General features: G+C 69.6%; 20 protein-coding genes and 1 riboswitch. Of the genes, 12 read left to right on the forward strand and 8 right to left on the reverse strand.

Annotated elements, in window-relative coordinates; translation table 11 throughout:
• Window positions 1-17 precede the first annotated feature (17 nt).
• The 5 genes from A5696_RS22110 to A5696_RS22130 all read right to left on the reverse strand — a co-directional run bounded on the left by A5696_RS22110 (window position 18) and on the right by A5696_RS22130 (window position 8,442).
• Window positions 18-1,352 carry a magnesium transporter MgtE N-terminal domain-containing protein gene (locus tag A5696_RS22110; protein WP_067883117.1) on the reverse strand — a complete coding sequence of 445 codons (1,335 nt, stop codon included), beginning with the start codon at window positions 1,350-1,352 and terminating at the stop codon, window positions 18-20.
• A gap of 250 nt (window positions 1,353-1,602) precedes the next feature.
• Window positions 1,603-2,832, reverse strand: a complete 1,230-nt coding sequence (locus A5696_RS22115) for a PPE family protein (protein ID WP_067883118.1) — start codon at window positions 2,830-2,832, stop codon at window positions 1,603-1,605.
• Between the two features lie 17 nt (window positions 2,833-2,849).
• Window positions 2,850-4,052, reverse strand: a complete 1,203-nt coding sequence (locus A5696_RS22120; protein ID WP_067883119.1) for a PPE family protein — start codon at window positions 4,050-4,052, stop codon at window positions 2,850-2,852.
• 19 nt (window positions 4,053-4,071) lie between these two features.
• A complete protein-coding gene (locus A5696_RS22125; RefSeq protein ID WP_067883120.1) occupies window positions 4,072-4,371 on the reverse strand; it encodes a PE family protein in 300 nt (99 codons plus the stop codon).
• A 283-nt stretch (window positions 4,372-4,654) separates the two neighbouring features.
• Window positions 4,655-4,831: riboswitch (M-box (ykoK) riboswitch) on the reverse strand.
• A gap of 824 nt (window positions 4,832-5,655) precedes the next feature.
• Window positions 5,656-8,442 carry a LuxR family transcriptional regulator gene (locus tag A5696_RS22130; protein WP_067883121.1) on the reverse strand — a complete coding sequence of 929 codons (2,787 nt, stop codon included), beginning with the start codon at window positions 8,440-8,442 and terminating at the stop codon, window positions 5,656-5,658.
• 166 nt (window positions 8,443-8,608) lie between these two features.
• Between A5696_RS22130 and A5696_RS22135 the strand changes: the two genes are divergently transcribed.
• Complete coding sequence (locus tag A5696_RS22135; RefSeq protein ID WP_067883122.1) at window positions 8,609-11,380, forward strand: LuxR family transcriptional regulator; 2,772 nt, start codon at window positions 8,609-8,611, stop codon at window positions 11,378-11,380.
• A 26-nt stretch (window positions 11,381-11,406) separates the two neighbouring features.
• Here A5696_RS22135 and A5696_RS28965 read toward each other — a convergent pair whose 3' ends face one another.
• Window positions 11,407-13,356: a PE family protein gene (locus A5696_RS28965; RefSeq protein ID WP_082969100.1), complete on the reverse strand. Its 1,950-nt coding sequence runs from the start codon at window positions 13,354-13,356 to the stop codon at window positions 11,407-11,409.
• A 39-nt stretch (window positions 13,357-13,395) separates the two neighbouring features.
• Here A5696_RS28965 and A5696_RS22145 point away from each other — a divergent pair, with 39 nt between their 5' ends.
• The 3 genes from A5696_RS22145 to A5696_RS22155 are packed head-to-tail and all read left to right on the forward strand — an operon-like array spanning window position 13,396 to window position 15,187.
• Window positions 13,396-14,499, forward strand: coding sequence for a PPE family protein (locus A5696_RS22145; RefSeq protein WP_067883124.1), 1,104 nt, complete (start codon window positions 13,396-13,398; stop codon window positions 14,497-14,499).
• Window positions 14,500-14,555: 56 nt separating this feature from the next.
• Window positions 14,556-14,852 carry a WXG100 family type VII secretion target gene (locus A5696_RS22150; protein ID WP_066914021.1) on the forward strand — a complete coding sequence of 99 codons (297 nt, stop codon included), beginning with the start codon at window positions 14,556-14,558 and terminating at the stop codon, window positions 14,850-14,852.
• A 50-nt stretch (window positions 14,853-14,902) separates the two neighbouring features.
• Window positions 14,903-15,187, forward strand: coding sequence for a WXG100 family type VII secretion target (locus A5696_RS22155; protein ID WP_067883125.1), 285 nt, complete (start codon window positions 14,903-14,905; stop codon window positions 15,185-15,187).
• Window positions 15,188-15,207: 20 nt separating this feature from the next.
• Here A5696_RS22155 and A5696_RS22160 read toward each other — a convergent pair whose 3' ends face one another.
• Both A5696_RS22160 and A5696_RS22165 read right to left on the reverse strand, forming a co-directional pair.
• Complete coding sequence (locus A5696_RS22160; RefSeq protein ID WP_067883163.1) at window positions 15,208-15,498, reverse strand: hypothetical protein; 291 nt, start codon at window positions 15,496-15,498, stop codon at window positions 15,208-15,210.
• Window positions 15,499-15,515: 17 nt separating this feature from the next.
• The gene (locus tag A5696_RS22165; RefSeq protein WP_067883164.1) at window positions 15,516-15,896 is read right to left on the reverse strand and encodes a heme-binding protein; all 381 of its coding nucleotides are present in this window, start codon (window positions 15,894-15,896) and stop codon (window positions 15,516-15,518) included.
• A 188-nt stretch (window positions 15,897-16,084) separates the two neighbouring features.
• Here A5696_RS22165 and A5696_RS22170 point away from each other — a divergent pair, with 188 nt between their 5' ends.
• The 8 genes from A5696_RS22170 to A5696_RS22205 all read left to right on the forward strand — a co-directional run bounded on the left by A5696_RS22170 (window position 16,085) and on the right by A5696_RS22205 (window position 23,486).
• Window positions 16,085-17,257, forward strand: coding sequence for a cation:proton antiporter (locus A5696_RS22170; protein ID WP_067883126.1), 1,173 nt, complete (start codon window positions 16,085-16,087; stop codon window positions 17,255-17,257).
• Window positions 17,258-17,365: 108 nt separating this feature from the next.
• A complete protein-coding gene (locus tag A5696_RS22175; RefSeq protein WP_067883165.1) occupies window positions 17,366-18,346 on the forward strand; it encodes an NAD(P)H nitroreductase in 981 nt (326 codons plus the stop codon).
• Window positions 18,328-18,924 carry a hypothetical protein gene (locus A5696_RS22180; protein WP_231964552.1) on the forward strand — a complete coding sequence of 199 codons (597 nt, stop codon included), beginning with the start codon at window positions 18,328-18,330 and terminating at the stop codon, window positions 18,922-18,924. The genes A5696_RS22175 and A5696_RS22180 overlap by 19 nt, the downstream gene beginning before the upstream one ends.
• A 99-nt stretch (window positions 18,925-19,023) precedes the next feature.
• On the forward strand, window positions 19,024-20,100 hold the full coding sequence (locus A5696_RS22185) for a 4Fe-4S dicluster domain-containing protein (protein WP_067883166.1): 1,077 nt from the start codon (window positions 19,024-19,026) through the stop codon (window positions 20,098-20,100).
• Window positions 20,093-20,938 (forward strand): FAD/NAD(P)-binding protein, encoded by an 846-nt coding sequence (locus tag A5696_RS22190; protein WP_067883128.1) that lies wholly within the window; start codon window positions 20,093-20,095, stop codon window positions 20,936-20,938. Before A5696_RS22185 ends, A5696_RS22190 begins: the two co-directional genes overlap by 8 nt.
• On the forward strand, window positions 20,939-21,697 hold the full coding sequence (locus tag A5696_RS22195; protein ID WP_067883129.1) for an oxidoreductase: 759 nt from the start codon (window positions 20,939-20,941) through the stop codon (window positions 21,695-21,697). It begins immediately after the preceding gene.
• The gene (locus tag A5696_RS22200; RefSeq protein ID WP_067883130.1) at window positions 21,694-22,986 is read left to right on the forward strand and encodes a Ni/Fe hydrogenase subunit alpha; all 1,293 of its coding nucleotides are present in this window, start codon (window positions 21,694-21,696) and stop codon (window positions 22,984-22,986) included. Before A5696_RS22195 ends, A5696_RS22200 begins: the two co-directional genes overlap by 4 nt.
• On the forward strand, window positions 22,983-23,486 hold the full coding sequence (locus tag A5696_RS22205) for a hydrogenase maturation protease (protein WP_067883131.1): 504 nt from the start codon (window positions 22,983-22,985) through the stop codon (window positions 23,484-23,486). The genes A5696_RS22200 and A5696_RS22205 overlap by 4 nt, the downstream gene beginning before the upstream one ends.
• Window positions 23,487-23,602: the final 116 nt, after the last annotated feature.

Here is a 23,602-nt window from a genome sequence, read left to right on the forward strand (position 1 = left end):
CTTTTCGGTGCGCGAGGTCATGACGTCGGCCGTTCGACGGCGGGCGGGCTCGAGTTGGGTTGCGAGACTTCGCCGATCGGGCGGGGGGCGGGCTCGCGCCGGCGCCAGTCCTCGGGAATGGTCGCCTCTAGGACATCGTCGACGGTGACCACCCCGAGCACGCGCTCCTGCTCGTCCACGACCGGAATGGAGTACAGGTTGAAGTCGGCCATCAACAGCGCGATGTCGGTCAGATCCATGTCGGCACTGACCCGCACCGGATCGGAATCCATCAGTGTCGCAACGCTTTCACTGGGCTCGGCCTGCAGCAGGGTGATCACCGAGACCACACCGGTAAGGTGCATATCCTCATCGAGGACATGCACCTTGACCAGCGCCTCGGGCTGGACGGTGCGGGCGGCCGCGATGAGCGCCAGCGCCGCACCGGCGGTGGCAGTGGCGGTGCACGAGACGAAGTCGACGTTCATCAGGCCGCCGGCGCTTTCGGGGTTGAACCCCATCAGGGTGATCACCTTGGTGCGCTGCGGGGCCGGCATCAGGTCGAGCACCCGCCGGCGTCGCGACTGACGCAGGTCGGCCACCGCGTCGGCGGCATCGTCGGCCCGCATCCGCGCCAGCAGGGCGGCGACCTCGTCATCGGGCATGCCGTTGAAAAGGCGGCTCGCCTTCTCGGGGTCCAGCTCCTCGAACACGTCGGCCTCCAGCTCCGGGTCGCTGCGGACCCGGTCGAGGATTTCGCCGCCCTCGGCCTTATCGGCCACTTCGATCAGATCGGCGATCTCGGCCGGTTTGAAGCCGCCGACCCGTCCCCAGTGGCGACGTATCGAATCGGAGCGGACGTGGCCGATCAGCGGCTCGAATGCCTTCCAATCCCGAGGCGCCTGGCCGCCGGATCCCTTGATCAGCCCGAAAAACCTTGGGGGCCGGCGGGTGTCGATCCGGGTGAGTACCCACCCGGCTCCGGTGTCTTCAAGTCTGGCGTCATAGGCGCGTACCAATTCCACGGCCGCCACGTCGATCAGCCGGTGCCCCAGCACATCGGCGCGCAACAGCACCTCACCGTCGCGGCGCTCAAAACCGCGAAGGTCAACCTTGTTTCTTACCAAGAGAATTCGCTCCGCCGCAAACTCGTCGATGGCCTGGCTACCGATGAACACCTGTCGCCCGCCGACCCCGGCCACGATCCCGGTGACCAGCGGATAGTCGTCGACCCCGCGCAGCCGAACGATGACGTCCTCGACCCGGCCCACGGCTTCGCCGGACCGGGACAGCACCGGCGCGCCCAGCACCTGCGAAAGGTCGATCACGGGCAACCCGTTGCGGGACTCCGACGCCCTGTCCGATGTGCTCATTTGTTCCTCCTGGCACTACCAATGGCGCTTGGCTCGTTGCGTCCCGCCAATCCGTCCTCGATTCCCCGATTTATCGCGTCGGCCAGAGCGGACCCGTCGCTCAAGTTGTTGAATGCGCTCGGGCCGGCGCCGTTGCTTGGCGGTGCGCCCCGGCGCGCTCGGTGCGCCACAACCGCGATGGCGATCGCGGTAGCGATGGCGGCGCCAATGCGACTTCTCATGCTCACGGCCGGCCTCCAAAGGTGTGCGGCTAGCCCGCGGCCGGGGGGCGACCCAGGATGCGCGGGCGAAACCCGTAGATGGGTGCGCTGAACTCGTCGTCGGCCGTGGCCCCCATTCCCCCCAGCGGCACGCCCGGGATACCCGCGGGCCCAACGTCTTCCATGACCATCGGGGTGGCACCGATGCTCTGGTAGGCCCCTGCGCCGAGTTGGGTCGTCGATACAACGGGGCTGATGGTCGCTCCGGTGTCGCCCCACGCCGGCGGTACCGACAGGGAGCCCACCAGATTCGCGCGCGCCATCTCCGCGGTGGCCAGGCCCGGCAGGCCGGTCGCTGCCACCGGCTCCGCCGAACCAAGGCCGGCCGCCACGCTCGGCGCGTCCGCCGCCGCGGCGCCGGCCGCGGTGTCCGGCGCGTAGAGGAAGCTGTAGGCCGTCGCGGAATCGATCATCGACGTCGGGTTGATCAGTCCGCTGGTCGTGAATGCGTTGGTGAAGTTGGCGATCGAGGCATTGGAGACGCTGCCTCCCAGCAGCGCACCGTTGGACCCGCTCAGATCGTTGAGGATCCCGGAAAGCCCGGTGGTGTCCTGGTTTGACCCGGGCGCCACGATGCGTTGCAGCTGTGAGATGACGCTTTGAAGTGGTGACTGCGTGGCCGACTGAGTAGCCGCGGCCGATGTGCCGGCCGCCTGGGTAACCGCGTTGGACTGGTTGGCCGCGCCGCCGTAATTGGTGGCCGATTGCGGAGCGGTGAACGGCGTCAACTGTGTCGCCGCGCTCGAGGCGCTGGCGTAGCCGTTCATCGCGGCGGCATCCTGTGCCCACATTTCCGCGTACTGGGCCTCGGTCGCCGCGATCGCCGCGGTGTTCTGCCCGAAGACATTCGTCGCCGTCAGATTCGACAGCTGAACGCGGTTGGCCGCGACGACCGCCGGGGGCACCGTCGCCGCAAACGCCGACTCGTAGGCGGCCGCGGCGGCGTTGGCTTGCGTGCCGGTCTGCTCGGCCTGGGTGGCGGTGGCGCTGAGCCACTCCAGGTAGGGCGCGACGGCTGCCGTCATCTGCATCGACGACGGCCCGAACCAGCTTTCGCTGGTCAACCCCGCCACCACGGCGCCGTAAGTGGCCGCCGCGGAACGCATTTCAGCGGCCAGGGCGTTCCAAGCGCCGGCCGCGGCCACCATCGATGCCGACCCGGGGCCGGAATACATTCTTGCCGAGTTGATTTCGGGCGGCAATGTTGCAAAGTCGATCATCACAAGCACCTCTCCTGTCAACCGGCGGCCGGTGGGCGTGGCATGACGACGGGTCGGAACCCGTACTTCGGAATGGCGCGGCGCAGGCGCTTGGCCGTCGTCGCCATCGGCCCGGCGAAGGCCCCGGGCCCCCCGGCCCCACCCGATCCGATATCGCTGAGGCCGGTCGCGGGCGTGGCTGTTGCGGCCGGGGTGATGTTTGCCGCGGAGGCCCAACTCTTCGGCACCGACAGCGCGCCGACCAGGTTGGCATGACCTATCCCAGCCGACGCGGCCGCGCCCAGGCCGGGAAGGCCCGCGGACGCCAGCGAGCCTTCCGCCGAAGCGGCGGCGCCCGCATCCGCCGACGCCGCCGCCGCCTTGGGGAACAGGTAGTTGAACCCCGCGACGGTACCCAGGATGAACTGCGGGTTGAACGGGCCGCCGGCGAGCGCTCCGTTGACAACACCGGTGCTGACGAAGCTGCTGTTGAAGAAGCTCCACAGCGACGAGTTGGATGACCCGTTGAGGAACTGCGCCAGTCCATAAAACGGCGATGACGGGTCGGAACCTGTGGCCAGCAGGCTTTCCAGCCACCCGATGACGCTGCCGGGGTTGCTCGATGTCGCCGACGACAATATCGACTGCGCCGTTCCGGCCGGCGTCTGGGCGGCCTGGGCAACGGCGTTGGCCTGGTTGGCCATTCCGTCTGGGTTGGTCGTGGACCGCGGCGGGCTCAGCGGCGTCAAATCCGACGCAACGTCCGATGCGCCGGCGTAGCCGTTCATCGCTGCGGCGTCTTGTGCCCACATTTCGGCGTATTGGGCCTCGGTGGCCGCGATAGCCGGTGTGTTCTGCCCGAACACGTTGGTGGCCACCAGCGCCGCGAGTTGGGCCCGGTTGGCCGCGATGACCGGGGGCGGCACCGTCATGGTGAACGCCGATTCGTAGGCGGTCGCGGCCGATTGAGCTTGGGTCCCGGCCTGCTCGGCCTGGGTGGCGGTAGTGCTCATCCACTCGAGGTACGGCGCCGCTGCGGCGGCCATGGAGATCGATGACGGTCCGAGCCAGCTCTCGCTGGTCAGCTCCGACAGCACAGAGCCATAGGCGGCCACCGCGGAACGCATTTCAGCGGCCATCGTGTTCCACGCCGTTGCAGCGGCGAGCATGGGCCCCGACCCGGGGCCGGAATACATTCGGGCCGAGTTTATCTCCGGCGGTAGCGCCGCAAAGTCGATCATTGTTCTCCCCCTTGGGAATTCACTGCGCCGCGGCGGCGTTGACGGCCTCCGTCGCCGCGTACGATCCGGCGCTGCTCAGCAACGTGGCAACGAACTTCTCGTGCATCTCGGTGGCTTGAGCGCTCAGCGCCTGAAACGTCTGGCCGTGAACGGCGAACTTTGCCGCGGTTACGAGCGATACCTCGTCGGCGGCCGCGGGCACCACGCCGGTCATCGGGGTTGCGGTTGAAGCGCTCTGGGCGGCCAGCGCCGACCCGATCGCCTGCAAACGGCTGGCGGCGGCGGCCAGCGATTCCGGTTGCGCAGTGACAAAAACCATCGGAACTCTCCTCACGCGGATAAGCAGGGCTTGGGCTGCGGGCGCGCCAAGGCGCACACCGATGTCACGTCTCAGCGGGCGCGCTGGACGCGAGAGCTAGCTTCTTACAAGAGGATTCAGGCCGAAACGACACCGGGGCCGGGTCGAGACGAAACGCCGACGAATCCTGAACAGGTTAGATGTTTATCGCTCGGAATCAGTTTCGCTCCACCTCCTCACGGCCGGGGCATGCGGGGATGCCACGTATTGCACATGGGATGAGCGCCCGGCAACGCGACCGAGCCCGGCACCCCTCTCGTCAGAGCTTCGGCACCACACGGCGTATCCGGCTCGATCGGAGCCGGAAGCCACTTGGGCTCAACCCTTAATCCGGGAGGAGCTGTCCTGACCCTGGGCGTCTTTCGACGTTCGAGGTCAGTGGCCTATATCCGTGCGGACGCCTCACCTAGCGAGGTGCTTGCATGGCATATGGTGCACCCGAACGCCAAGCCGAGTCAAATAAACAGCGAGCTAACAGAAACTTTTCGCTTGCTCGACAGCCGGTAGCCGTTCGCCAGGTCTGGCCAATTGGGTTGTGCCTCAACATGATCCGCAAAGTCGACTGGCATAGCGATAATCGAGATAGCGATGGTTTCAGCTGAATTTTTACGGTTTCTTGACGGGTGCCAGACCGCCGCGCCGGCTACGGCCCGCAGGGCTGCGCGACGAGTCCCTGAATAGTGGTTTGGCGCAGCGGAGCATGACGGTTGCGCCGGCCCACCCGGAGCCGGATTGGGGTTCAGAACCGCGCAGCCCGGCGCAGCAGCGCTAATCTCGTATCTCCGATGGAGCGAGGTAAGTGCGTCCACCTGGGACCCGATTGGTTTTCAGAGGGGGGCCGGGCGCTTCGGAAGGGTCGGGTGGTGGGGTGGGCGGCTCCATCACGGGAATGGGCGACTCACCCGCCGCGAGTGGTGTGGCGTTGCTCAACCCGGCACCGCTTCCCGCGCCGGCCGCGAAGGCGGCCACGAACGCGCAACCGGCGATCGCCGTTTTGATCTTCACGTGAGACGGCATCAACTCTCCGCATCATGTCGGGTCACCTACGTTGCCATCGTGACACCCGAAGGTTGTGCAAAGCATTTCGCCGCTATTGCAAAAACGTAAAATTGCGTCGGCTGCGGTCGGGCGCTGCTGCCAGGCAGTACCGGGGAGGTCCAGGACAGCTGGGACAACCGGTGTACGTCAGCTACAGCCCCACCGGGATCGGGACGACGACCTTCGATTTCTGGGCGCGGACCGCTGCTACGACGCCTTGGTGCCCGGCGGTGACGGGCCGTCGATGAGCCCGCTCAACTCGGTGCGCGACCGGATGCCGAGCTTGCCGAACACGCTGCGAAGGTGAGAGTTCACCGTGTGCGGGGACAGGCAAAGACGTTGCGCCACGCCGCGATTCGTGGCGCCGGCCGCGACCAGGTGGGCGACCTTGAGCTCGCTGTCGGTTAAGCTGTCCAGCCCGGTCCGCGGGCGTGGCCTGCCCACCACCCGACGTGACACGCCGTGTTCGCGCAGGGCTTGGCCGACTCGACGGGCATCGGCGATCGCACCGCAGCGCACGTAAGTGTCGAAGGCGACGCCGAGCTGGTCGACGCACTCCCAGACGCGGTTGGTCCGTGCCAGTTCGGCGCCCGCGTCCTCGGCTGCGGCAGCGTGCAGCAGCGGCCGGGACAACTCGCTCAGCGACTTGGCCGCCACGACCAGCGCGTCGGGGTTGCGCTCGAGGATGGCGCGCGCGTGCTGGGCGACCGCGTTGAACAACGTCGCCCCAGGTCCTTCCCGTGCGAGCAACTCGGCGGCGCGCAAAACCTGTCCGCGCAGCCCGGGGTCACCGGCGGCGGCCGCGACGCGGGCGGCCAGGACGACGTGATCGAGGTCGACGGCCCATACGGGAGCCTGCAGCAGTGCGAAGTCGTCGGTAAGCCAGCGCTGCGCCTCCTGGGTGTGGCCGCGCTGCCATGCAGCATGAGCGAGGGCCGCCACCCCCTCCCGTCGATGGGCGGGCCCGCCCGCCGCATAAGCGTCACGCGCATGAATGGCGACCTCACGCAACAGTGGGCGGTCGTCGGTATGCACTGCGACCCGGGCCAGCGTCATCAGCCCGATCCGGCCCCCGATGCGCGTCCAGTTCATTCGCTCCCGCGGGGGAAGCGACTCGACGGCGGCGCGCGCCGCGTCCAATCGCCCGGCGGCCAGATCGATGAGTGCCTGTACTTGGGTGAGTAGCTGAAGCGCCATCTGGTTGCGTTGTGCGCGAGCCACTTGCAAGCTCTGGAACACACTCGTCGCGGCCTCGTCGACGGCGCCGATCGTGACAAGAAGGATGGCGCCGTTCACCGCGGCGAAGTGCCGCACGGCCACGGGTTCCGCGCTGCGCGTCAGGGCGTCGAGGTGCTCGAGGGACTCCTCGGTGCGCCCGGCGTGCCCGTCGGCGCAGTTCGCCAGCGCCACCGAGAGTTCGGCGAGCACGCCGGTCAGCACGTCATCGGTCGAGGCCGCGGCTTGCTGCGCGTCGCTGACGGCGCGGCGGAGATCGCGGGCCTGTCCGTCCATCGCGAGGTTGTAGGCCAGCCAGCCGAGATGGCGCGCCCTGGTGAGGTTGCTGATGCTGGCCAGCTCCAGGGCACGCCGGTTTTCCGCCGCGCGCTGGCCGGCCGGGCGCGGCGACAGCATTGAGAGGCCAAGCCGGACGTCCGCCTCTTCCTGCGGCGACAGGTCCTCGGAAAGGGTTGCCGCGGCGAGCTTTTGCGCCTCGCCGTGCCGCATGGCCTGGTTGAGCAGCACGACGGTTTCGGCGACCAACGGCCCGCGCGCCCGATGCCGCCAAGGCAGCAATCGCAAGGCGCGTTCGCTGATGTCGGCGGCGGTGGACGGATCGCTGGCCGCGAGCGATTGCGCGGCGTGCCGCAGTGCCCGAATCGCTACCCTGTCGCCGACCTCGGCGCTGCTCAAGAGTTGGGTCGCCACCTCCGCGGGCGGCGCACCGCCTTCCAAAAGGGCGGTCGCGACGTCACGCTCCATCGCTCGTCGCAGCGACCGCGGCAGCGATTCGCGGGCGGCTTGCCGCAGCAGAACGTGCCGGAACCGCAGCCGGTCGCCGTCCTCGGCCAGCAGGTCGGCGCGCACCGCCTCCTCGACTGCCGAGATCAGCCCGACTGGGCGGCGTTCGAGCAACTCGGCCAGCAACGCCGCCGAAAAGCTCTCGGGCAGAACGCAAGCGACCTGCACCACCCGGCGCGCTTCCGCCGACAGCCGGCCCACGCGTTCGTCCAGGGTGGCGGTGAGCCGCCGTGGCAGCTCGTGTCCCCTGACGCTGGCACGCCCGCCCGTGACGCTGATTCTGTCCTCTTCCTGCAGCCCATGGATAAGCTCCATCACCAGAAAGGGGTTGCCGTCCGCCAGGCGCGCCAGAGCGAGCAGCGACGCGTCGGCCTCCGCGCGCAGGACGTCGGCGACGATGTCTTCCACCGCGGTCGTTTCGATGCCGCCCAACCTCAATACCCGCGCGCCGTCGCGTTCGAGCAGGTTGACCGTCGCGGCGACCTCCGGGCCCCCGGCGCCGGTTCGCGTCGCGAGCGCCCACAGCACGCGGTCGCGGGCGAGGCCGGCGGTCAATGACCGCACGGCCAGCGCGGTCGCATCGTCGGCCCAGTGGAAGTCGTCGATAACGATGACGATCGGCGCTTCCGCCGCCGCCGCGCCGATCGCGCCGTGCAAATCCCGGACCACCGCGTGGTCCACCGTCGCGGGCCCGGCGCGGCCCGGCGCCGGGCTCTGACCGAGCGCCGGATCGGCGCTCCGGATCGCCATGAACAGCGGCGCAAACGGAACCGTCCGCTGATGCTCGAAGCCCTGGCCGAGCAGCGGTCGCACGCGCCGGTCGGCGCGCGCGACGAATTCCCGAAGCAGCCGGGTCTTCCCGATACCCGGCGCGCCCGTCACGATGACGACGCCGCCGCGACGCGCCGCGAGCGCCGCGTCAAGCTCGCGGGCGACCTCGAGCTCACGCTCGCGACCGCGGATCGGCGTGGTCACGAGCGACCGCCGCTGAACATGGGATCCTCCAGATGGACGTCCCCCCCGGGCCAATGCCGTCGAGTATGGCGGCCCGCGGCGGGCCTTCGAGTCCGCCATTGGCCAGCCGTCGCGGCTGGTCCGCGGTGTAGCGTGCACCTATGCGAACGGGGGCCCCGATTCGGCGATGCGCACCGCCGGGCTGATTGGGCGGGACGCGGAAACGCGGACGCTCGCTGAGTTCGTCGACGATGTCCGGTCGGGTTCCAGCCGAGTTCTGGTGCTGCGCGGTGAGTGCGGCCTCGGCAAGACGGCGCTGCTCGAGTGGGTCGTCGAGCAGGCCGGCGACTGCCAGGTGTTGCGTGCGACCGGGGTCGAGGCCGAGATGGAGCTTGCATTCGCCGGCCTGCATCAGCTGCTCCTGCCGATCCTGCCTGGGCTGCCGGACCTCCCACCGCCGCAGCGCGAGGCGTTGCAGACGGCCTTCGGCATCCAGGCCGGCGCGGCCCCCGACCGGTTCTTGATCGCGCTGGCCGCGCTGGGCTTGCTGTCCGACACCGCAACGCGGCAGCCACTGATCTGCCTGATCGATGACGAGCAGTGGCTGGACCGCGCGTCAGCGCAGGCGCTGGCCTTCGTCGCGCGGCGCCTGGGCGACGAGCCGGTGGGCCTGGTCTTTGCCACCGAGGTTGCCACCGACGAACTTTCGGGACTGCCCGAACTGCGCCTCGACGGCCTGAGCAACGCCGACGCCCACGCGCTGCTGGACAGCGCACTGACCGCGCCGCTTGATCCGCTGATCCGCGACGAGCTGGTGACCGAAAGCCGCGGCAACCCGCTGGCGTTGTTGGAGCTGCCGCGCGGGATGACGCCGGCACAGCTGGCGGGCGGGTATGGGTTGCCGGCCGCAATGCCGGTGTCGGAGCGCCTCGAGGACAGCTTCGCGCGGCGCATCGAGGCCTTGCCGTCGGCGACCAAGAAGATACTGCGGCTGGCCGCCGCGGATCCGGTCGGCGAGCCGTCCGTTCGTAGGGACGCCGCGGGGCGACTGGGGCTGGATCCCGCCGCCGCGACCCCGGCGATCGAGGCCGGCCTGATCGACTTCGGCACTCGGGTGCAGTTCCGTCATCCACTGATTCGCGGCGTGGTGTGTCGGTCGACGTCGGTCACGGAGAAGCGAGCCGTACACCGGGCGTTGGCCGAGGCCACCGACCCGCGGTCGGACCTCGACCGTCGGGCATGGCATCGAGCGCAAGCCGCGGCCGGGCCCGACGAGACGGTGGCCGCGGAACTCGAGGGCTCCGCCGACCGGGCCCTGGCGCGCGGCGGAATGGCCGCCGGGGCGGCGTTTTTGGAACGTGCGGCGATGCTCACACCGGCGGCGGATCGTCGTGCGGTACGAATGCTGGCCGCGGCGAAGGCGAAACGCGACGCCGGCGTCCTCGACGCCGCGCTCAGGCTGTTGGCCACGGCCGCAACGGGACCCCTCGACGCGTTGCAAACCGCGCAGGTCGAGTACCTGCGGGGGGAGATCGCCTTCGACCGGTGGCGGGTGCGCGAGGCGGCTGAACTGTTGAACACCGCGGCCGGGCGCTTTGAAACCGTTCGCGCCGAGACATCGCGCGAGGTGCGCTTGCGGGCGCTGGATGCCGCGACGTGGCTGGCGGACCCCGGCGAGAGCGGCATCGCCGCAACGGTCGCCGCCGTCCTCGCCGGGCCGCCGAGCCCGCACCCGCCGCGGGCGGTAGACGTCCTGCTGGACGCGTTCGTCATTCGGTTCACCGATGGTTACGCGGCCGCCGCGCCGCTGCTCAATCGCGCGATCGAGATGCTGCTCGCCGCGGAGGTGCAGGCCGATCGGCTCGACAGCTGGTTGCCCATCACCCGCTCCAAGATGAGGGTCGCGCTCGGCGCCGAGGTGTGGGACGCCGAATCCTGGTATGCCCTGGCGCTGCGCGAGGCACAGTTCGCCCGAACGACCGGCGCTCCAATCCAATTGCAGTTCGCGCTGCACTACCTGGCCTGGACGCTCGTGCTGCGCGGTGAATTCGGGAAAGCGGCGTCGGTGATCGACGAGGATCGCGCCGCCTCGGCCGCGACAGGCATACCTCCGCTGTGGCTTGGCGCATTGCTGCTCGCCGCGTGGCGCGGCGAGCGGGACAACGCGTGCGAACTCATCGAGAAGACCACGGCGCTGGCGAATTCCGAGGGGGTTTGCCGGGCCGCCGATTTCGCCGCCTACGCACGCTCGGTGCTCGACAACGGATCCGGCCGCCACGCCGACGCGCTGGCGTCCGTCAAGCCGGTTTTCGATCGCGACCACGCGGGCTTTGGTGCCCTGGTCGTCCCGGAGGTGGCCGAGGCGGCGTCCCGCACGGGCGACGTCGAACTCCTTGCCGCCGCGCGGGTGTGGATGGCGGTCCGCGCGCAGGCGACGCCTACGCCATGGGCGCTCGGCATCGACGCACGCATCCGCGCGCTGTCGAGCGACGGCGATGTCGCGGACGGTCTCTATCGTGAATCGCTCGAACATCTGGGCCGGACACCAATTGTCGTCGAGCGCGCCCGCGGACATCTGATCTACGGCGAATGGCTGCGGCGCGAGAACAGGCGCATCGACGCCCGCGCCGAGCTGCGGGCGGCCCAGGAGATGTTCTCAGCCATGGGAGCCGACGCGTTCGCCGATCGGGCCCGACGCGAGCTGCTGGCCACCGGCGAATCGGCGCGTAAGCGCTCCGTCCAGGCCGGTGCCGAACTGACCCCGCAGGAGCTGCAGGTCGCGCGGCTCGCGCGACAGGGCTTGTCCAACAACGACATCGGCGTGCAGCTGTTCATCAGCCCCCGCACCGTGCAATACCACCTGCGCAAGGTGTTCGCCAAGCTCGGCATCCGCTCCCGCGCGGAACTCTCCCATGCGCTGCCCGGCGGCGCCGCCGCGCGGCTCGAACCCAGCGCATAAGAGGGCCCCTCAGGCTCTGACGGTCCCTAGGCAATCGCCTGCGCCAGTTCGGGCCCGAAGCTCAGTAGCCCGGGAATGAGGCCACCGAACTCGGTACTACCGGTCCCGATCGCGAAGGGAGCCGGGGGCCCGAAGAAACTGGTGAAGACCAAGGGGTAACTGAGTGGAGTGAGAACCCCTCCTAAGGGGATCTGGATCAATGACATGACCTGAAAATCAAAGATGTAAGCCGGCGGGAGGGTGATCAGCGTCGAGCCGTTGAGGAAGCCGTTCGCAACGTACGCCGGCGCATCGAGGAGAGCCGCGGCCGCCGCTGACGCGTTTCCGGTTTGCACCGCGCCGGCTAGCGCCACTCCGGTGGAATTCAGGGCGCTCAGGGCGTTCGCCGGCCCGCCGATGGCGTCGAAAAGGACCTGCAACGGCAACCCGAAGGTGAGGTCCGAATTGGTGAGGTTAAGAGTGGCCCCGAAGTTCGTGGATACATCGACCAGGTTGGTGAGGTTCTGCGCCATCTGTGCGGGGATGGAGCCGGCGGGCAGCAGGTTGGTGAGGTTCTGGGCCATCTGGCCGGGCAAGGCAAAGATGGGCGCCAGGTCTCCCAGGGGACCCAGCGGTACGTAATTGAAGCCGAAGACCGATCCGCTGATATAGCCATTGCCGCCATTGAAGGCAGGGAGGAAGGCGTTGATCAGGCTCTGGTTGATGTCGTCGTACGCGCCGACGGGGTTGCCCGCCAACAGGTCTTGGAAAGCCGAGTGGAAGCCCGCCGACGCGGTGGGCAGCCCGGCATTGAAGTCCTGGCCCGCGAGCTGTAGCGACGCCCCGATCGTGGTGGAGCCGATCTGGTTGTCGATGAGATGCTGCACGAAAGCCGCCGGGTTGGCGGACAGTGCCTGCAGGCCGGTTTGCAGGTCGGCCGGCAAGGCCTGCAAACCGCTGGCGAATTCGTAGGCCGCGCTCTGCGCGGATGTGACGAGCGTTTGGGCGCCGGTCTGGATGGTCGCGGGCAGACCGGCGAGCGCGGCGGGAAGGTTCTGCATCCCAGTCCCCATCGCTGAGGTCATCGCCTGGGCGTAGCCGATCTGGTTGCTGGCGATCTGGTGCAGCAAGGGCAGTGGGTTGGCGGTGAAGCTGCCCCCGATGGCTTGCAGGTTTGCGGCCGTGTTCGTGACGAGCGCCTGGTACGGGGCGGCGACATCTGCACCGAAAGTGTTGAACCCGTTGATCAGACCGGGCACCCCGCCCGCCTCGAGTGCCGCAAATTGAGTCTGGAAGCCCGCGATGGACTGTCCGATCGCGGCGGTGTCGGCACCCTGCAGGGCGGCCACGGCGCCACCGAGCGACTGGGCCGGCGCTGCGGTCACGGCCTGCATGGTCTGCTCGGCGTTGGCCACCTCGGTGCCGAGATAGGCGCCGGCACCGGAGTTCAACAGGCCCACGAACTGCTCGTGAAACGCCGAGGCGCGGGCGGCGACGGCCTGGAATTGTTGGGCGTGGTCGCCGAATAACGCCGCGATGGCGGCCGACACCTCGTCCGCACCGGCGGGGGCCAGCGCGGTCGTGGGAGCCGCGGCGGCGCTGGTGGCCTCGCTCAGCGACGAGCCGATGCCGGCCAAGTCCTGGGCCGCCGCCTCCACGTACTGCGGCGCGATGGTGACAAACGACATCTTGGTGTTCCTTTCTCGGCACCCCGGCTCCGAATGGCGCACGCCAGCGAGCTGTTGCGGCGAGGTGCAAATGACAGAGTCCGGCTGTGGTGCCGGCTTGCTGACAACGGTGACCGGTCGACCTACCGCCGGGCTATCGCACGACTGGTGATCTTTAAGCCGGGAACATGCGATGGCTAAGGAGGCCACGGCAGCACCCGTTTCGGCCTGTCCTTGCGCATCACATGTTCCCGGCTTAAAGATCACCAGTCGTGCGATGGCGGCGCGGCGCATCAAGCGGTCACTGTTGTCAGCGAGCCGGCGCTCCATGCCGGCCGGGAAACACCAATTCGAGGAACGCTTTTCGTGATGGACTTTGTACTGCTGCCGCCGGAGATCAACTCGGCCCTGATGTACGCCGGCGCCGGGTCCGGGCCGTTGTTCGTCGCCGCAGCGGCCTGGGAGGGGTTGGCCGCTGACTTGCAGGCGACGGCGGCGGGGTTCGACTCGGTGACCTCCGCGCTGGCCGGCTCATGCTGGACGGGTCCGGCATCGGCGGCGATGGCCGCCGCGGCAACACCCCACGTGGATTGGCTCAGTGCGTCTGCCGACCTGGCCGAAGTGGCCGCCGCCCAGGCCCGGGCCGCCGCGACGGCATTCGAAAGCGCGAAGACCGCGACGGTGCATCCGACGGCGGTGGCGGCCAATCGTTCGCTGCTGTCGTTGTTGGTGGCGACGAATTTCTTGGGTCAGAACACTCCGGCGATCGCCGACACCGAACTTCAGTACCTTCAGATGTGGGCCCAGGACATCGCCGCGATGATGGGCTACCACGCCGACGCGGTGTCGGTGGCCTCGCTGCTGACCCCGTTCGACCAGCCCCCGACCGGCTTGGCCGGGCTGGCCGGCACGGCGCAAGCGGCGGGCACCGCGATGTCGACCGCGGCCCCGAAACTGATGTCGGCGGTGCAGTCGTTGCCGCTGGGGGCCGCGACGCAGGGGGCGCAGGCGCTGGCGACCCCGGCCAGCATGGCGATGTCTCCGATGATGATGCTGATGAGCAGCGCCATGCAGACGGGAACGCAAAGCGGCGCCGGGTTGGCGGGGGTCGCCGGATTGCCGGGGGCGCCCGCGCTGATGAGCGGCGCCCAAGCGGTGCAACCCCCGGGCGGCGGCGCATCGGGTGCCGCCGCGGGCCTGGGTCGGGCGCGGATGGTCGGGGCGTTGTCGGTGCCGCCGACGTGGGCCGGGTCGGTGCCCGCGCCGATGGGCAGTTCTGCGGTGACCGGCCTGGGGAGCATGGGAACGGGCGTGCCCAATTCGGCCGCCGTGGCGGCCGGCACCGGCATGCCGATGATGCCGATGCCGATGAGCGGCGCCGGCGGCGGCATGCCCGGGCGGATGACGAGCGGCGGCAGCGTCGCGCATGTCGTGCAGTCCCGGCCCGGCGTGGTGTCACGGACCGGCGTCTGAGTCAAGCGATACGAAGCCCTGACAGTTACAACCGATGAAATGAACGGAGCAGTGTGATGGCAACACGTTTTATGACCGACCCGCACGAGATGCGGGCGATGGCGGGCCGTTTCGAGGTCCACGCGCAGACCGTTGAGGACGAGGCCCGCAAGATGTGGGCGTCGTCGATGAACATCGCCGGTGCCGGCTGGAGTGGCCAGGCGCAGGCGACCTCCTACGACACCATGGGTCAGATGAATCAGGCCTTCCGCAACATCGTGAACATGCTGCACGGTGTGCGTGACGGGCTGATCCGCGACGCCAACAACTACGAGCAGCAAGAGCAGGCCTCGCAGCAGATCCTCGGCAGCTAGCCCAACGGCGCTGTCGTCCAACAACTTCCAAGACTTGAAAGGACGTAAACATGACCATCAATTACCAGTTTGGCGACGTCGACGCCCATGGCGCGACGATTCGCGCCCAGGCGGCGTCGTTGGAGGCCGAGCACCAGTCCATCGTTCGCGATGTGCTGGCCGCTGGTGACTTCTGGGGTGGCGCCGGTTCGGTGGCCTGCCAGGAGTTCATCACCGCGTTGGGTCGTAACTTCCAGGTGATTTACGAGCAGGCCAACGCCCACGGCCAGAAGGTGCAAAGCGCCGGCAGCAACATGGCCAGCACCGACAGCGCCGTCGGGTCCAGCTGGGCCTGAGCAACCGCCTCGCAGCGCTTTTAGGTGCAGCCGCTCACATGGATTCGCCGCCCCGCGTTGACACAGACGCTCGCGTTCGGTGGCGGAAAGTCCTGCGGCAGCGGGGCATAGTCGCCGGGCGGCGGCGCGTAGGTGTTGACCGTGTCGGCCACATTGGTGCACCCGCTCACCGAGACCCGCCTGCCGACGCTCGCGCAGACGTCGGCGTTGGCCACGCCGGAGGGCCGCACGACGGCATACATCTCGGGAATCGCCGCGAGGGCCAGCACCGTGATCCCCGCGGCGGTCCACGATCGTACCCACAGCCTCATCGCGGTCTCCTTCTCGTTCACGGGGTGGTTCCGGTCTCCCCGAGCAGCGGGGTCCACTGGCACCGCTGCCTGATGTCGGCCAGCGGCTGCCGGATGTTCTCCAGGTCGGCCTGTTCCTGCGGGTTGGCGCTGAAGTAGTTCTGCACGTCGTCGCGGAGCTGGTCCTTGGGGCGATCCTGAAGGCCGGTGTAGAACCCGTTCAGATCCGGATGGGTGTAAAGGTAGGTCGACAGCGACGCCGCTACGCCGGCCGCGACACCGGCCACGTCGGCGGCCGTGCAGTTGGCCGGCCGCGGCGCCGGTTCCGCGGCGGCGGTCGCCGCGCCGGCGCACAAGAGCGCGCCGGCCCCGATCGCACTGGCTATCACCCGGCGCGGGAAGGCGGTCGGGACGAACATGGCGGGCTCCTTCACGTGATCACGCTGACGGCAACGGACGACAGATGCCGTCGAGCGCATGCTAAGCGGAGCCCGTCTCCCGTCAACAGGGGAAATGGTCCCCAATGACTCTCCGGGGCATTTCCCTGGCCTTTTGCGGACGCCGATGCAGAATGACGTGATGCTGACCGCGGGGAAGGGCCGCTGACGTGCACGGGTTCGGCTTCCACACCCTGGCGCTGCTGACCGCCGTGGGTTTCGCCGGTCCGCTGCTGGCTTCGCTGCCGGGACTGCGGATACCGGTCATCATCGGCGAGCTGTTCGCCGGGCTCGTCGTCGGCAGGACCGGTTTCGGGCTCGTCGACGACACCAACCCGACCTTTCAATTGTTCGCGAACATCGGCTTCGCGCTGGTGATGTTCGTGGTGGGCACCCATGTCCCGCTCCGTGATCCCGCGCTGCGCTCGTTGGCGTCGCGCGCGCTGGTGCGGGCGGTCGCGGTCGGTGCCGTGGCGGCGGCCCTCGGTGCCGGGCTGGCCGCGGCGTTCGGCACCGGCCACGCTGCGCTGTACGCGGTGCTGATGGCGTCGTCGTCGGCGGCGCTGGCCTTGCCGGTGATCGATTCGCTGCGGCTGCAGGGACCGGATGTCCTGTCGGTGACGGTGCAGATCGCGATCGCCGACGCCGCGTGTATTGTGTTGCTGCCCTTGGTGATCGACCTACGACGGGCGCCGGTCGCGGCCCTCGGCGCGCTTGCGATCGCCGGCTGCGCGGTGGTGCTCTTCCTGGTGCTGCGCGGGGCCGACAGCCGGCACCTGCGCCGGCGCCTGCACGTCTACTCCGAAACTCGCCGATTCGCGCTCGAATTGCGGACGAACCTGGTGGTGCTGTTCGCCCTTGCGGCACTCGCCGTAGACACCCACGTGTCGATCATGCTGGCGGGCTTCGCGTTGGGTCTGGTGATCGCGATGGTCGGCGAGCCGCACCGGCTGGCGCGCCAGCTGTTCGGCATCACCGAGGGCTTTTTCAGTCCGTTGTTCTTCGTGTGGCTGGGCGCCTCGCTGCAGGTGCGCGAGCTGGGTTCGCACCCGAAGCTGATCCTGCTGGGCGTCGGGCTGGGGCTGGGCGCCGTGCTCGCGCACAGCGCGGGACGGCTGCTCGGCCAGCCGCTGACGCTGGCGGTGCTGTCGGCGGGCCAGCTTGGGGTGCCGGTGGCCGCGGCCACCATCGGGACGCAGGAACACCTTCTCGTCGCGGGCGAAGCGTCGGCGTTGATGTTCGGAGCCCTGCTGACGGTCACCAGCACGTCGATTGCGGGCGCCCTGGCGGCTCGCGGCCAGGCAAGCGGAAAGGCGCAAAAGCCCGCCCCGGCCGGGGCCTAGGGGATTGGCCCAAAGTCCTTTTGGCTAGTGCCGTCGTGCTCTCGTTTGGCCCCGCGCGATTGAGCGATGGTGGACGTCAAGGAGCTTCATCCGAAGGGAACGACAGCCATGAACGCACGTTTTCCGGACGCCGGCACGGTCCGGACCGTCCTGGCACTGGCGTCTCGGGCACCCTCGGTGCACAACACGCAGCCGTGGCGATGGCGCGTCGACGCCGCGAGCGTGCATCTCTACGCCGACGCCGAACGCCAACTGCCCAACACCGACCCGGACGGCCGCGACCTGATCCTCAGCTGCGGCGCGGCGCTACACCACTGCGTCGCCGCCTTCGCGGCCGTCGGTTGGCTGTCCAAGGTGACCCGGCTGCCGAATCCGGCCGACCTCGATCACCTCGCCTCGATCGAATTGTCGCCGTACCCCGCCGACGCCGTCGACATCGCGCTCGCCGCGGCGATACCGCGGCGCCGGACCGATCGCCGTCATTACAGTTCGTGGCCGGTGCCGGTCGCCGACATCGCGCTGATGGCGGCGCGGGCGGCCCGAAACGGCGTGACGCTGTGCCAGGTCGAAGACCTCGACAGGCTGCACAAGATCGTCGCCGAATCGGTTGCGGAGCACCTGAACCGCGACTACGTCGCGGAGCTCACCGCATGGAGCGGGCGCTACGCGTCGGTGGCGGGTGTGCCGGCCCGCAGCACGCCGGCGTCCGATCCCGCGGCGAAAATACCGGGCCGGTTCTTCGCCGGACCCACGCTGCCCATGGCGCCGGACTCGTCGCCCGGCGACGACAACGCCGTCGTGCTTGCGCTCGGGACGCGGGCCGACGACCGGTTGGCGCAGCTGCGCGCCGGGGAGGCCACCAGCGTCGTTCTGCTGACCGCGACGTCGATGGGGCTGGCCAGCTGCCCGGTCACCGAACCGCTGGAGATCCCCGAGACGCGCGCGTCGGTCCGCTGCGACATCTTCGGCGGCGGCGACTACCCGCAGATGTTGCTCCGGGTGGGCTGGGCGCCGATCAACGCCGACCCCCTGCCGGCGACGCCGCGGCGCGAGCTCTCCGACTTCGTCGAGTGGGTGACCGAGTCGTGATGGAGACGTTCACGATCAACCCGCGCCGCTGGCCCGTCGCGCGGATCTTCGGCCGCAACCCGTTGCTTCGGCGCGCCGACCGCATCGAGGCGGCGGTCACCGTGGTCGCGCTCCTCGCGTCGCTCGTCGCGATACCGGTCGTCGGGGTGCTCGGCGCGATGGCCTACGACGCGCGCGCACATCTCTACGCCCAGGAGGCACACGAGCGGCACCTCGTCACCGCCACCGTCGCCGACGCGCGGCGCGCGGCCTTCGGCACGACCGTCGTGCAAGCCCGGTGGCCGGTGGCGGCCGGCGAGCGCACGGGCACAGTGCAACTCAGCGCCCCCGCAGAGACGGGAGAGCGGATCGACTTGTGGGTGGACAAGGACGGCAAGCAGTCGCTGCCGCCGACCCCGACGTGGCACGCCGTGGCAGACGCGGTCGGCATCGCGGGCGCGATCGCGCTGCTGGCGGCCCTCGGGATCGCCGCGTTCGTGGCCGGCATCCGGTCGCGGCTCGATCGAACGCGCGACGCCCAATGGGACCGTGCGATCAGATTCCTGGTGGACGACGGCGGCCGGACCAATCGGCAATGAGGCCGGCGGCACGCGAACCCCTATGCAGCCCACGCCATTCAGGCGGATGATGTGTCGGTGAGTCCAGACGCCGAAAATCAGCGGGCCGCCTGGCTCGACATGGCCGCGCTGCACCGCCTCGTCGAGGTGCTGATCGAGCGGGGCTACCGGGTGGTCGGTCCGACGTTGCGGGACAACGCGATCGTGCTCGCCGAACTCGAATCGGCGGACGACCTGCCGCGCGGCTGGGGCGTGGACGTCGGTCCGGGGCATTACCGCGTGCGGCGCCGCGACGACGACGCGGCATTCGGGCACTCGGCCGGTCCGCAGTCGTGGAAGCAGTTCCTTCACCCCCCGCGGCAACGGATGTGGGCCGGCACCCGGGACGGGGCAGGTGACGCTGAGGACGAAGTCCCGCGCTACGCGTTTCTGGGAGTGCGCGGGTGCGACCTGGCCGCGATCGCCACCCTCGACGGGGTGCTCGGCCGGCCCGACTACCCGGACAGCTCCTACGCCGGCCGCCGGCGCCGGGCGTTCGTCGTCGCGGTGAACTGCACGGAGCCGGGCGGGCTGTGCTTCTGCGCGTCGATGCGCACCGGACCCGCGGCCGGCCCCGGCTACGACCTGGCCCTGACGGAGCGCCTCGACGGTGACGCGCCGTCGTACGTCGTCGACGTCGGCAGTCCCGAGGGTGCCGACGTGCTCGCGGCGATCACGCACCGCGCGGCCAGCGACGACGAAATCGGTTCCGCGCGTGACGATGTCGCGGCCGCGGCCCACCAGATGGGCCGCCACATGCCCGAGACGGACCTGCGGGAGCTGCTCATTGCCAACCGCGAGTCGGCGCAGTGGGACGAGGTCGCGAGCCGCTGCCTGACCTGTGGCAACTGCACCATGGTCTGCCCGACCTGCTTTTGCACCGGCACCGAGGACGTCAGCGACCTCACCGGCGAGCACGCCGAGCGCTGGCGCCACTGGGCGTCGTGCTTCGAGTTCGACTTCACCTACGTGCACGGCGGCGGCAGCGTGCGCCAGTCCGGGGCCTCGCGGTACCGGCATTGGCTGACCCACAAGCTGGGCACCTGGCACGACCAGTTCGGCATGTCGGGCTGCGTGGGCTGCGGCCGGTGCATCGCCTGGTGCCCCACCGGAATCGACATCACCGCGGAGATGAACAAGATGGCCGGCGATGACTGAACTTGCTGAGCCGACGCCGGCCATGGCGCCCGTCCCGTACCGGGTGCGCAGTCGCGTTGTGGAGAGCCTTGATTCGGCGACGCTGTGCCTCGAGCCCGTCGCCGAGGCGCTGCGCACGCCGCAGCCCGGCGAGTTCATGATGCTGTACGCGTTCGGGGTGGGCGAGGCCGCGATCTCGATCAGCGGCGATCCCTCGGTGACGGACGGGTCGATCACGCACACCATCCGCGCGGTCGGGGCGGTGAGCCGCGCCCTGCACGGCGCGGAACCGGGCAGCGTCGTCGGGGTCCGGGGCCCGTTCGGCACCAGCTGGGGGCTGGAGGAGGCCGCGGGCCGGGACCTGGTCATGGTGGCCGGCGGGGTGGGCCTGTGCCCGTTGCGCCCCGCGGTGTTGGGTGCGTTGGCCGGACGGGCCCGCTACGGCAGGGTGACGCTCATCGCGGGCGCCCGCTCGCGGACGGACTTCGTGTACGCCGATCAGCTCGCGAAGTGGGCCGAAGACCCACAGATCGAAGTGCACGTCACGGTCGACGTCCCGGTCCAGGGCTGGCACGGCGAGGTCGGCCTGGTCACCGAGCCGCTGCGCCGGCTGACGCTCGACCCCGGCCGCACCACCGCCTTCCTGTGCGGGCCGGAGCCGATGCTGCGCTTCGGCGCCGAGGCCCTGCTCGCCAAAGGGCTCGCCGCCAGGGACATCCGGGTGTCGCTGGAGCGCAACATGCAGTGTGGGGTCGGCTGGTGTGGTCACTGCCAGCTGGGACCGCTGCTGTTGTGCCGGGACGGCCCCGTCGTCGGCTACGACGTCGCCGGCCCGCTGTTGCGAGTGAAGGAGCTGTAGATGGGCCCAACCACGTTGGCCGTGTGGAAGTTCGCTTCCTGCGACGGGTGCCAGCTGACCCTGCTGGACTGCGAGGACGAGCTGCTCACCCTGGCCGACCAGGTGCAGATCGCCACGTTCGCCGAGGCCTCCAGCGCGATGGTCGGCGGACCGTACGACGTGTCACTCGTCGAGGGCTCGATCACCACCCGTCACGACGAGCATCGCATCCGCGAAATCCGTGAGCAGTCGAAGGTTCTGGTGACCATCGGCGCGTGCGCCACGGCCGGGGGAGTGCAGGCGCTGCGCAATTTCGCCGACGTCGCCGAGTTCGCGTCGGTCGTCTACGCCAAACCGGAGTACGTCGACACGCTGGCCACCTCCACGCCGGCGTCGGCGCACGTCAAGGTGGACTACCAGCTGCCCGGCTGCCCGATCGACCGCGGTCAGCTGCTCGACACCCTTTCGGCGCTGCTGATCGGTCGCAAACCGCGGCTCCCGGCCAAGACGGTGTGCACCGAGTGCAAGCTCCGCGGGGTCACGTGCGTCGTTGTCTCCGAAGGCATTCCGTGCCTGGGGCCGGTCACGCACGCCGGGTGCGGGGCGCTGTGCCCCCGGCACCATCGCGGCTGCTTCGGCTGTTTCGGGCCGTCCGCGGCGCCGCGGACCGCGACATTGATCCCGCTGCTGCGCCGCGACGGGATGTCCGACGGCGACGTCGATCGGGTTTTCTCGACGTTCAACGTCGCGGCCTTTCACGCCGAGCGGAGCCGCCCGTGACCGAGTCCACCCGCACGCTGAGCGTCGGCACCCTGACGCGCGTCGAAGGCGAGGGCGCGCTGCACGTCACGCTCAAAGACGGTGCCCTGGAAACCGTGCAACTCAACATCTATGAGCCGCCGCGGTTCTTCGAGGCGTTCCTGCGCGGACGGGCCCACACCGAGCCGCCCGACCTGACGGCCCGGGTCTGTGGCATCTGCCCGGTCGCCTATCAGGTCAGCGCCTGCAACGCGATCGAAAACGCCTGTGGCGTCGAGGTGGACGACGAGCTCGTCGCGTTGCGGCGCCTGCTCTACTGCGGCGAATGGATCCACAGCCACGTCCTGCACATCTACCTGCTGCACGCCCCCGACTTCCTCGGCTACCCCGACATCATCGGCATGGCCCGCGACCACGCGTGGGCCGTGGAGCGCGGGCTGGCGCTGAAGAAGGCGGGTAACCAGCTGATGGAGTTCGTCGGCGGGCGCGCGATACACCCGGTCAACGTCCGGCTCGGCGGATTCTATTCGGTGCCAACGCGTTCGGACTTCGGGCCGATCGCCGAACAGCTGCGCCGCGCGCTCGACAACGCGCTCGCCACCGTCGAGTGGGTGGCCGGGTTCGAGTTCCCCGACCTCGAGCTCGATCACGAGTTCCTCGCGCTCACGGCGCCCGGCCGCTACCCGATCGAGAACGGCGCGATCGCGCGCAGCGCCGGCCCGTCCTTTCCGGTGGCCGACTTCGGCGAGCACGTCGCCGAGTCGCAGGTGCCCCACTCCACCGCCCTGCACGCGACCCTCGACGGCGGCCGGTACCTGACCGGGCCGCTGGCGCGGTTCGCGCTGAACTCCGCGACGCTGTCGCCAGTCGCGGCGCAGGCCGCCGCCGCGGCGGGCTTCTCGGGCGAATGCCGAAACCCGTTCCGCAGCATCGTCGTCCGCGCCGTCGAGGTGGTCTACGCGATCGAGGAGGCGCTGCGGATCATCGACGCCTACCAGCGCCCGCCGCGCCCGTTCGTCGACGTCCCGGCGCGCGCCGGAGTCGGGCACGGCGTCAGCGAGGCGCCGCGCGGGCTGCTGTATCACCGCTACCGGATCGGCGACGACGGGCTGGTGTCCGCGGCGCAGATCATCCCGCCCACCTCGCAGAACCAGGCGGCGATCGAAGCCGACCTGGCCCGACTGGTGTCGGGCAACCTGACCCTCGACGACACCGCGCTGACCGCGCTGTGCGAGCAATTGATCCGCAGCTACGACCCGTGCATCTCGTGTTCGGCGCACTTCCTGACGTTGACGATCCACCGCACGTGACCGGTCAGAACGTCGAGGCGGTCGACGCGGTCGACGCGGTCGTGATAGGCCTGGGCAATCGCTTCCGCCGCGACGACGGCGTCGGCATCGCGGCGGCCGACGAGCTGAGCCGGCTGGCGTTGCCCGGTGTGCGGGTGGTGACCGACATCGTGGATCCGCTGAGCCTGCTGGAGGCGTGGTCGGGCGTGGCGCTCGCCGTGGTGATCGACGGCGCGGTCGGGACGCCGCCGAGGCCGGGCCGGGTGCGGCGCTGCGGCCTGGGCGACGTGGCGACGCGTGACGGCTTGAGTTCGCACGGCGTCGATCTCGTGCGTACCCACGCGCTGGGTGCGGCGCTGGACCGGGTACCCGGGGAGTTGGTGCTGCTCACCGTCGACGTCGCCGACACCGGCCACGGCGCCGGCCTGGATCCCCGGGTCGAGCGCGCCGTCCCCGAGGTCGTCGGCCTAGCAGTGACCGAGATCGACCGCCGGCGATCAGAAAGCGCAACGCGCGTCTGATGCGGGCGGACACGCCCTGTCGGGGAGGACCCCTGGCACGGTGCGGACCGTTTCTTGCCGCATCGTTACGGATATCTGTAACGTTTCGTCCATGCCGGCCTCGCGGAGGCGGACGT

It is taken from the genome of Mycobacterium sp. E2699 (genome assembly GCF_001666745.1).
Lineage (GTDB): Bacteria > Actinomycetota > Actinomycetes > Mycobacteriales > Mycobacteriaceae > Mycobacterium.

Coding starts and splice junctions, on each gene's coding strand:
- A5696_RS22120 (WP_067883119.1), bottom strand. CDS start 4,052: ATGATCGACTTTGCGGCGCTACCGCCGGAGATAAACTCGGCCCGAATG.
- A5696_RS22195 (WP_067883129.1), top strand. CDS start 20,939: ATGGGCCCAACCACGTTGGCCGTGTGGAAGTTCGCTTCCTGCGACGGG.
- A5696_RS22145 (WP_067883124.1), top strand. CDS start 13,396: ATGGACTTTGTACTGCTGCCGCCGGAGATCAACTCGGCCCTGATGTAC.
- A5696_RS22160 (WP_067883163.1), bottom strand. CDS start 15,498: ATGAGGCTGTGGGTACGATCGTGGACCGCCGCGGGGATCACGGTGCTG.
- A5696_RS22190 (WP_067883128.1), top strand. CDS start 20,093: ATGACTGAACTTGCTGAGCCGACGCCGGCCATGGCGCCCGTCCCGTAC.
- A5696_RS28965 (WP_082969100.1), bottom strand. CDS start 13,356: ATGGAGCGCCGGCTCGCTGACAACAGTGACCGCTTGATGCGCCGCGCC.
- A5696_RS22175 (WP_067883165.1), top strand. CDS start 17,366: ATGAACGCACGTTTTCCGGACGCCGGCACGGTCCGGACCGTCCTGGCA.
- A5696_RS22125 (WP_067883120.1), bottom strand. CDS start 4,371: ATGGTTTTTGTCACTGCGCAACCGGAATCGCTGGCCGCCGCCGCCAGC.
- A5696_RS22185 (WP_067883166.1), top strand. CDS start 19,024: ATGGCCGCGCTGCACCGCCTCGTCGAGGTGCTGATCGAGCGGGGCTAC.
- A5696_RS22115 (WP_067883118.1), bottom strand. CDS start 2,832: ATGATCGACTTTGCAACATTGCCGCCCGAAATCAACTCGGCAAGAATG.
- A5696_RS22155 (WP_067883125.1), top strand. CDS start 14,903: ATGACCATCAATTACCAGTTTGGCGACGTCGACGCCCATGGCGCGACG.
- A5696_RS22110 (WP_067883117.1), bottom strand. CDS start 1,352: ATGAGCACATCGGACAGGGCGTCGGAGTCCCGCAACGGGTTGCCCGTG.
- A5696_RS22135 (WP_067883122.1), top strand. CDS start 8,609: ATGCGCACCGCCGGGCTGATTGGGCGGGACGCGGAAACGCGGACGCTC.
- A5696_RS22165 (WP_067883164.1), bottom strand. CDS start 15,896: ATGTTCGTCCCGACCGCCTTCCCGCGCCGGGTGATAGCCAGTGCGATC.
- A5696_RS22150 (WP_066914021.1), top strand. CDS start 14,556: ATGGCAACACGTTTTATGACCGACCCGCACGAGATGCGGGCGATGGCG.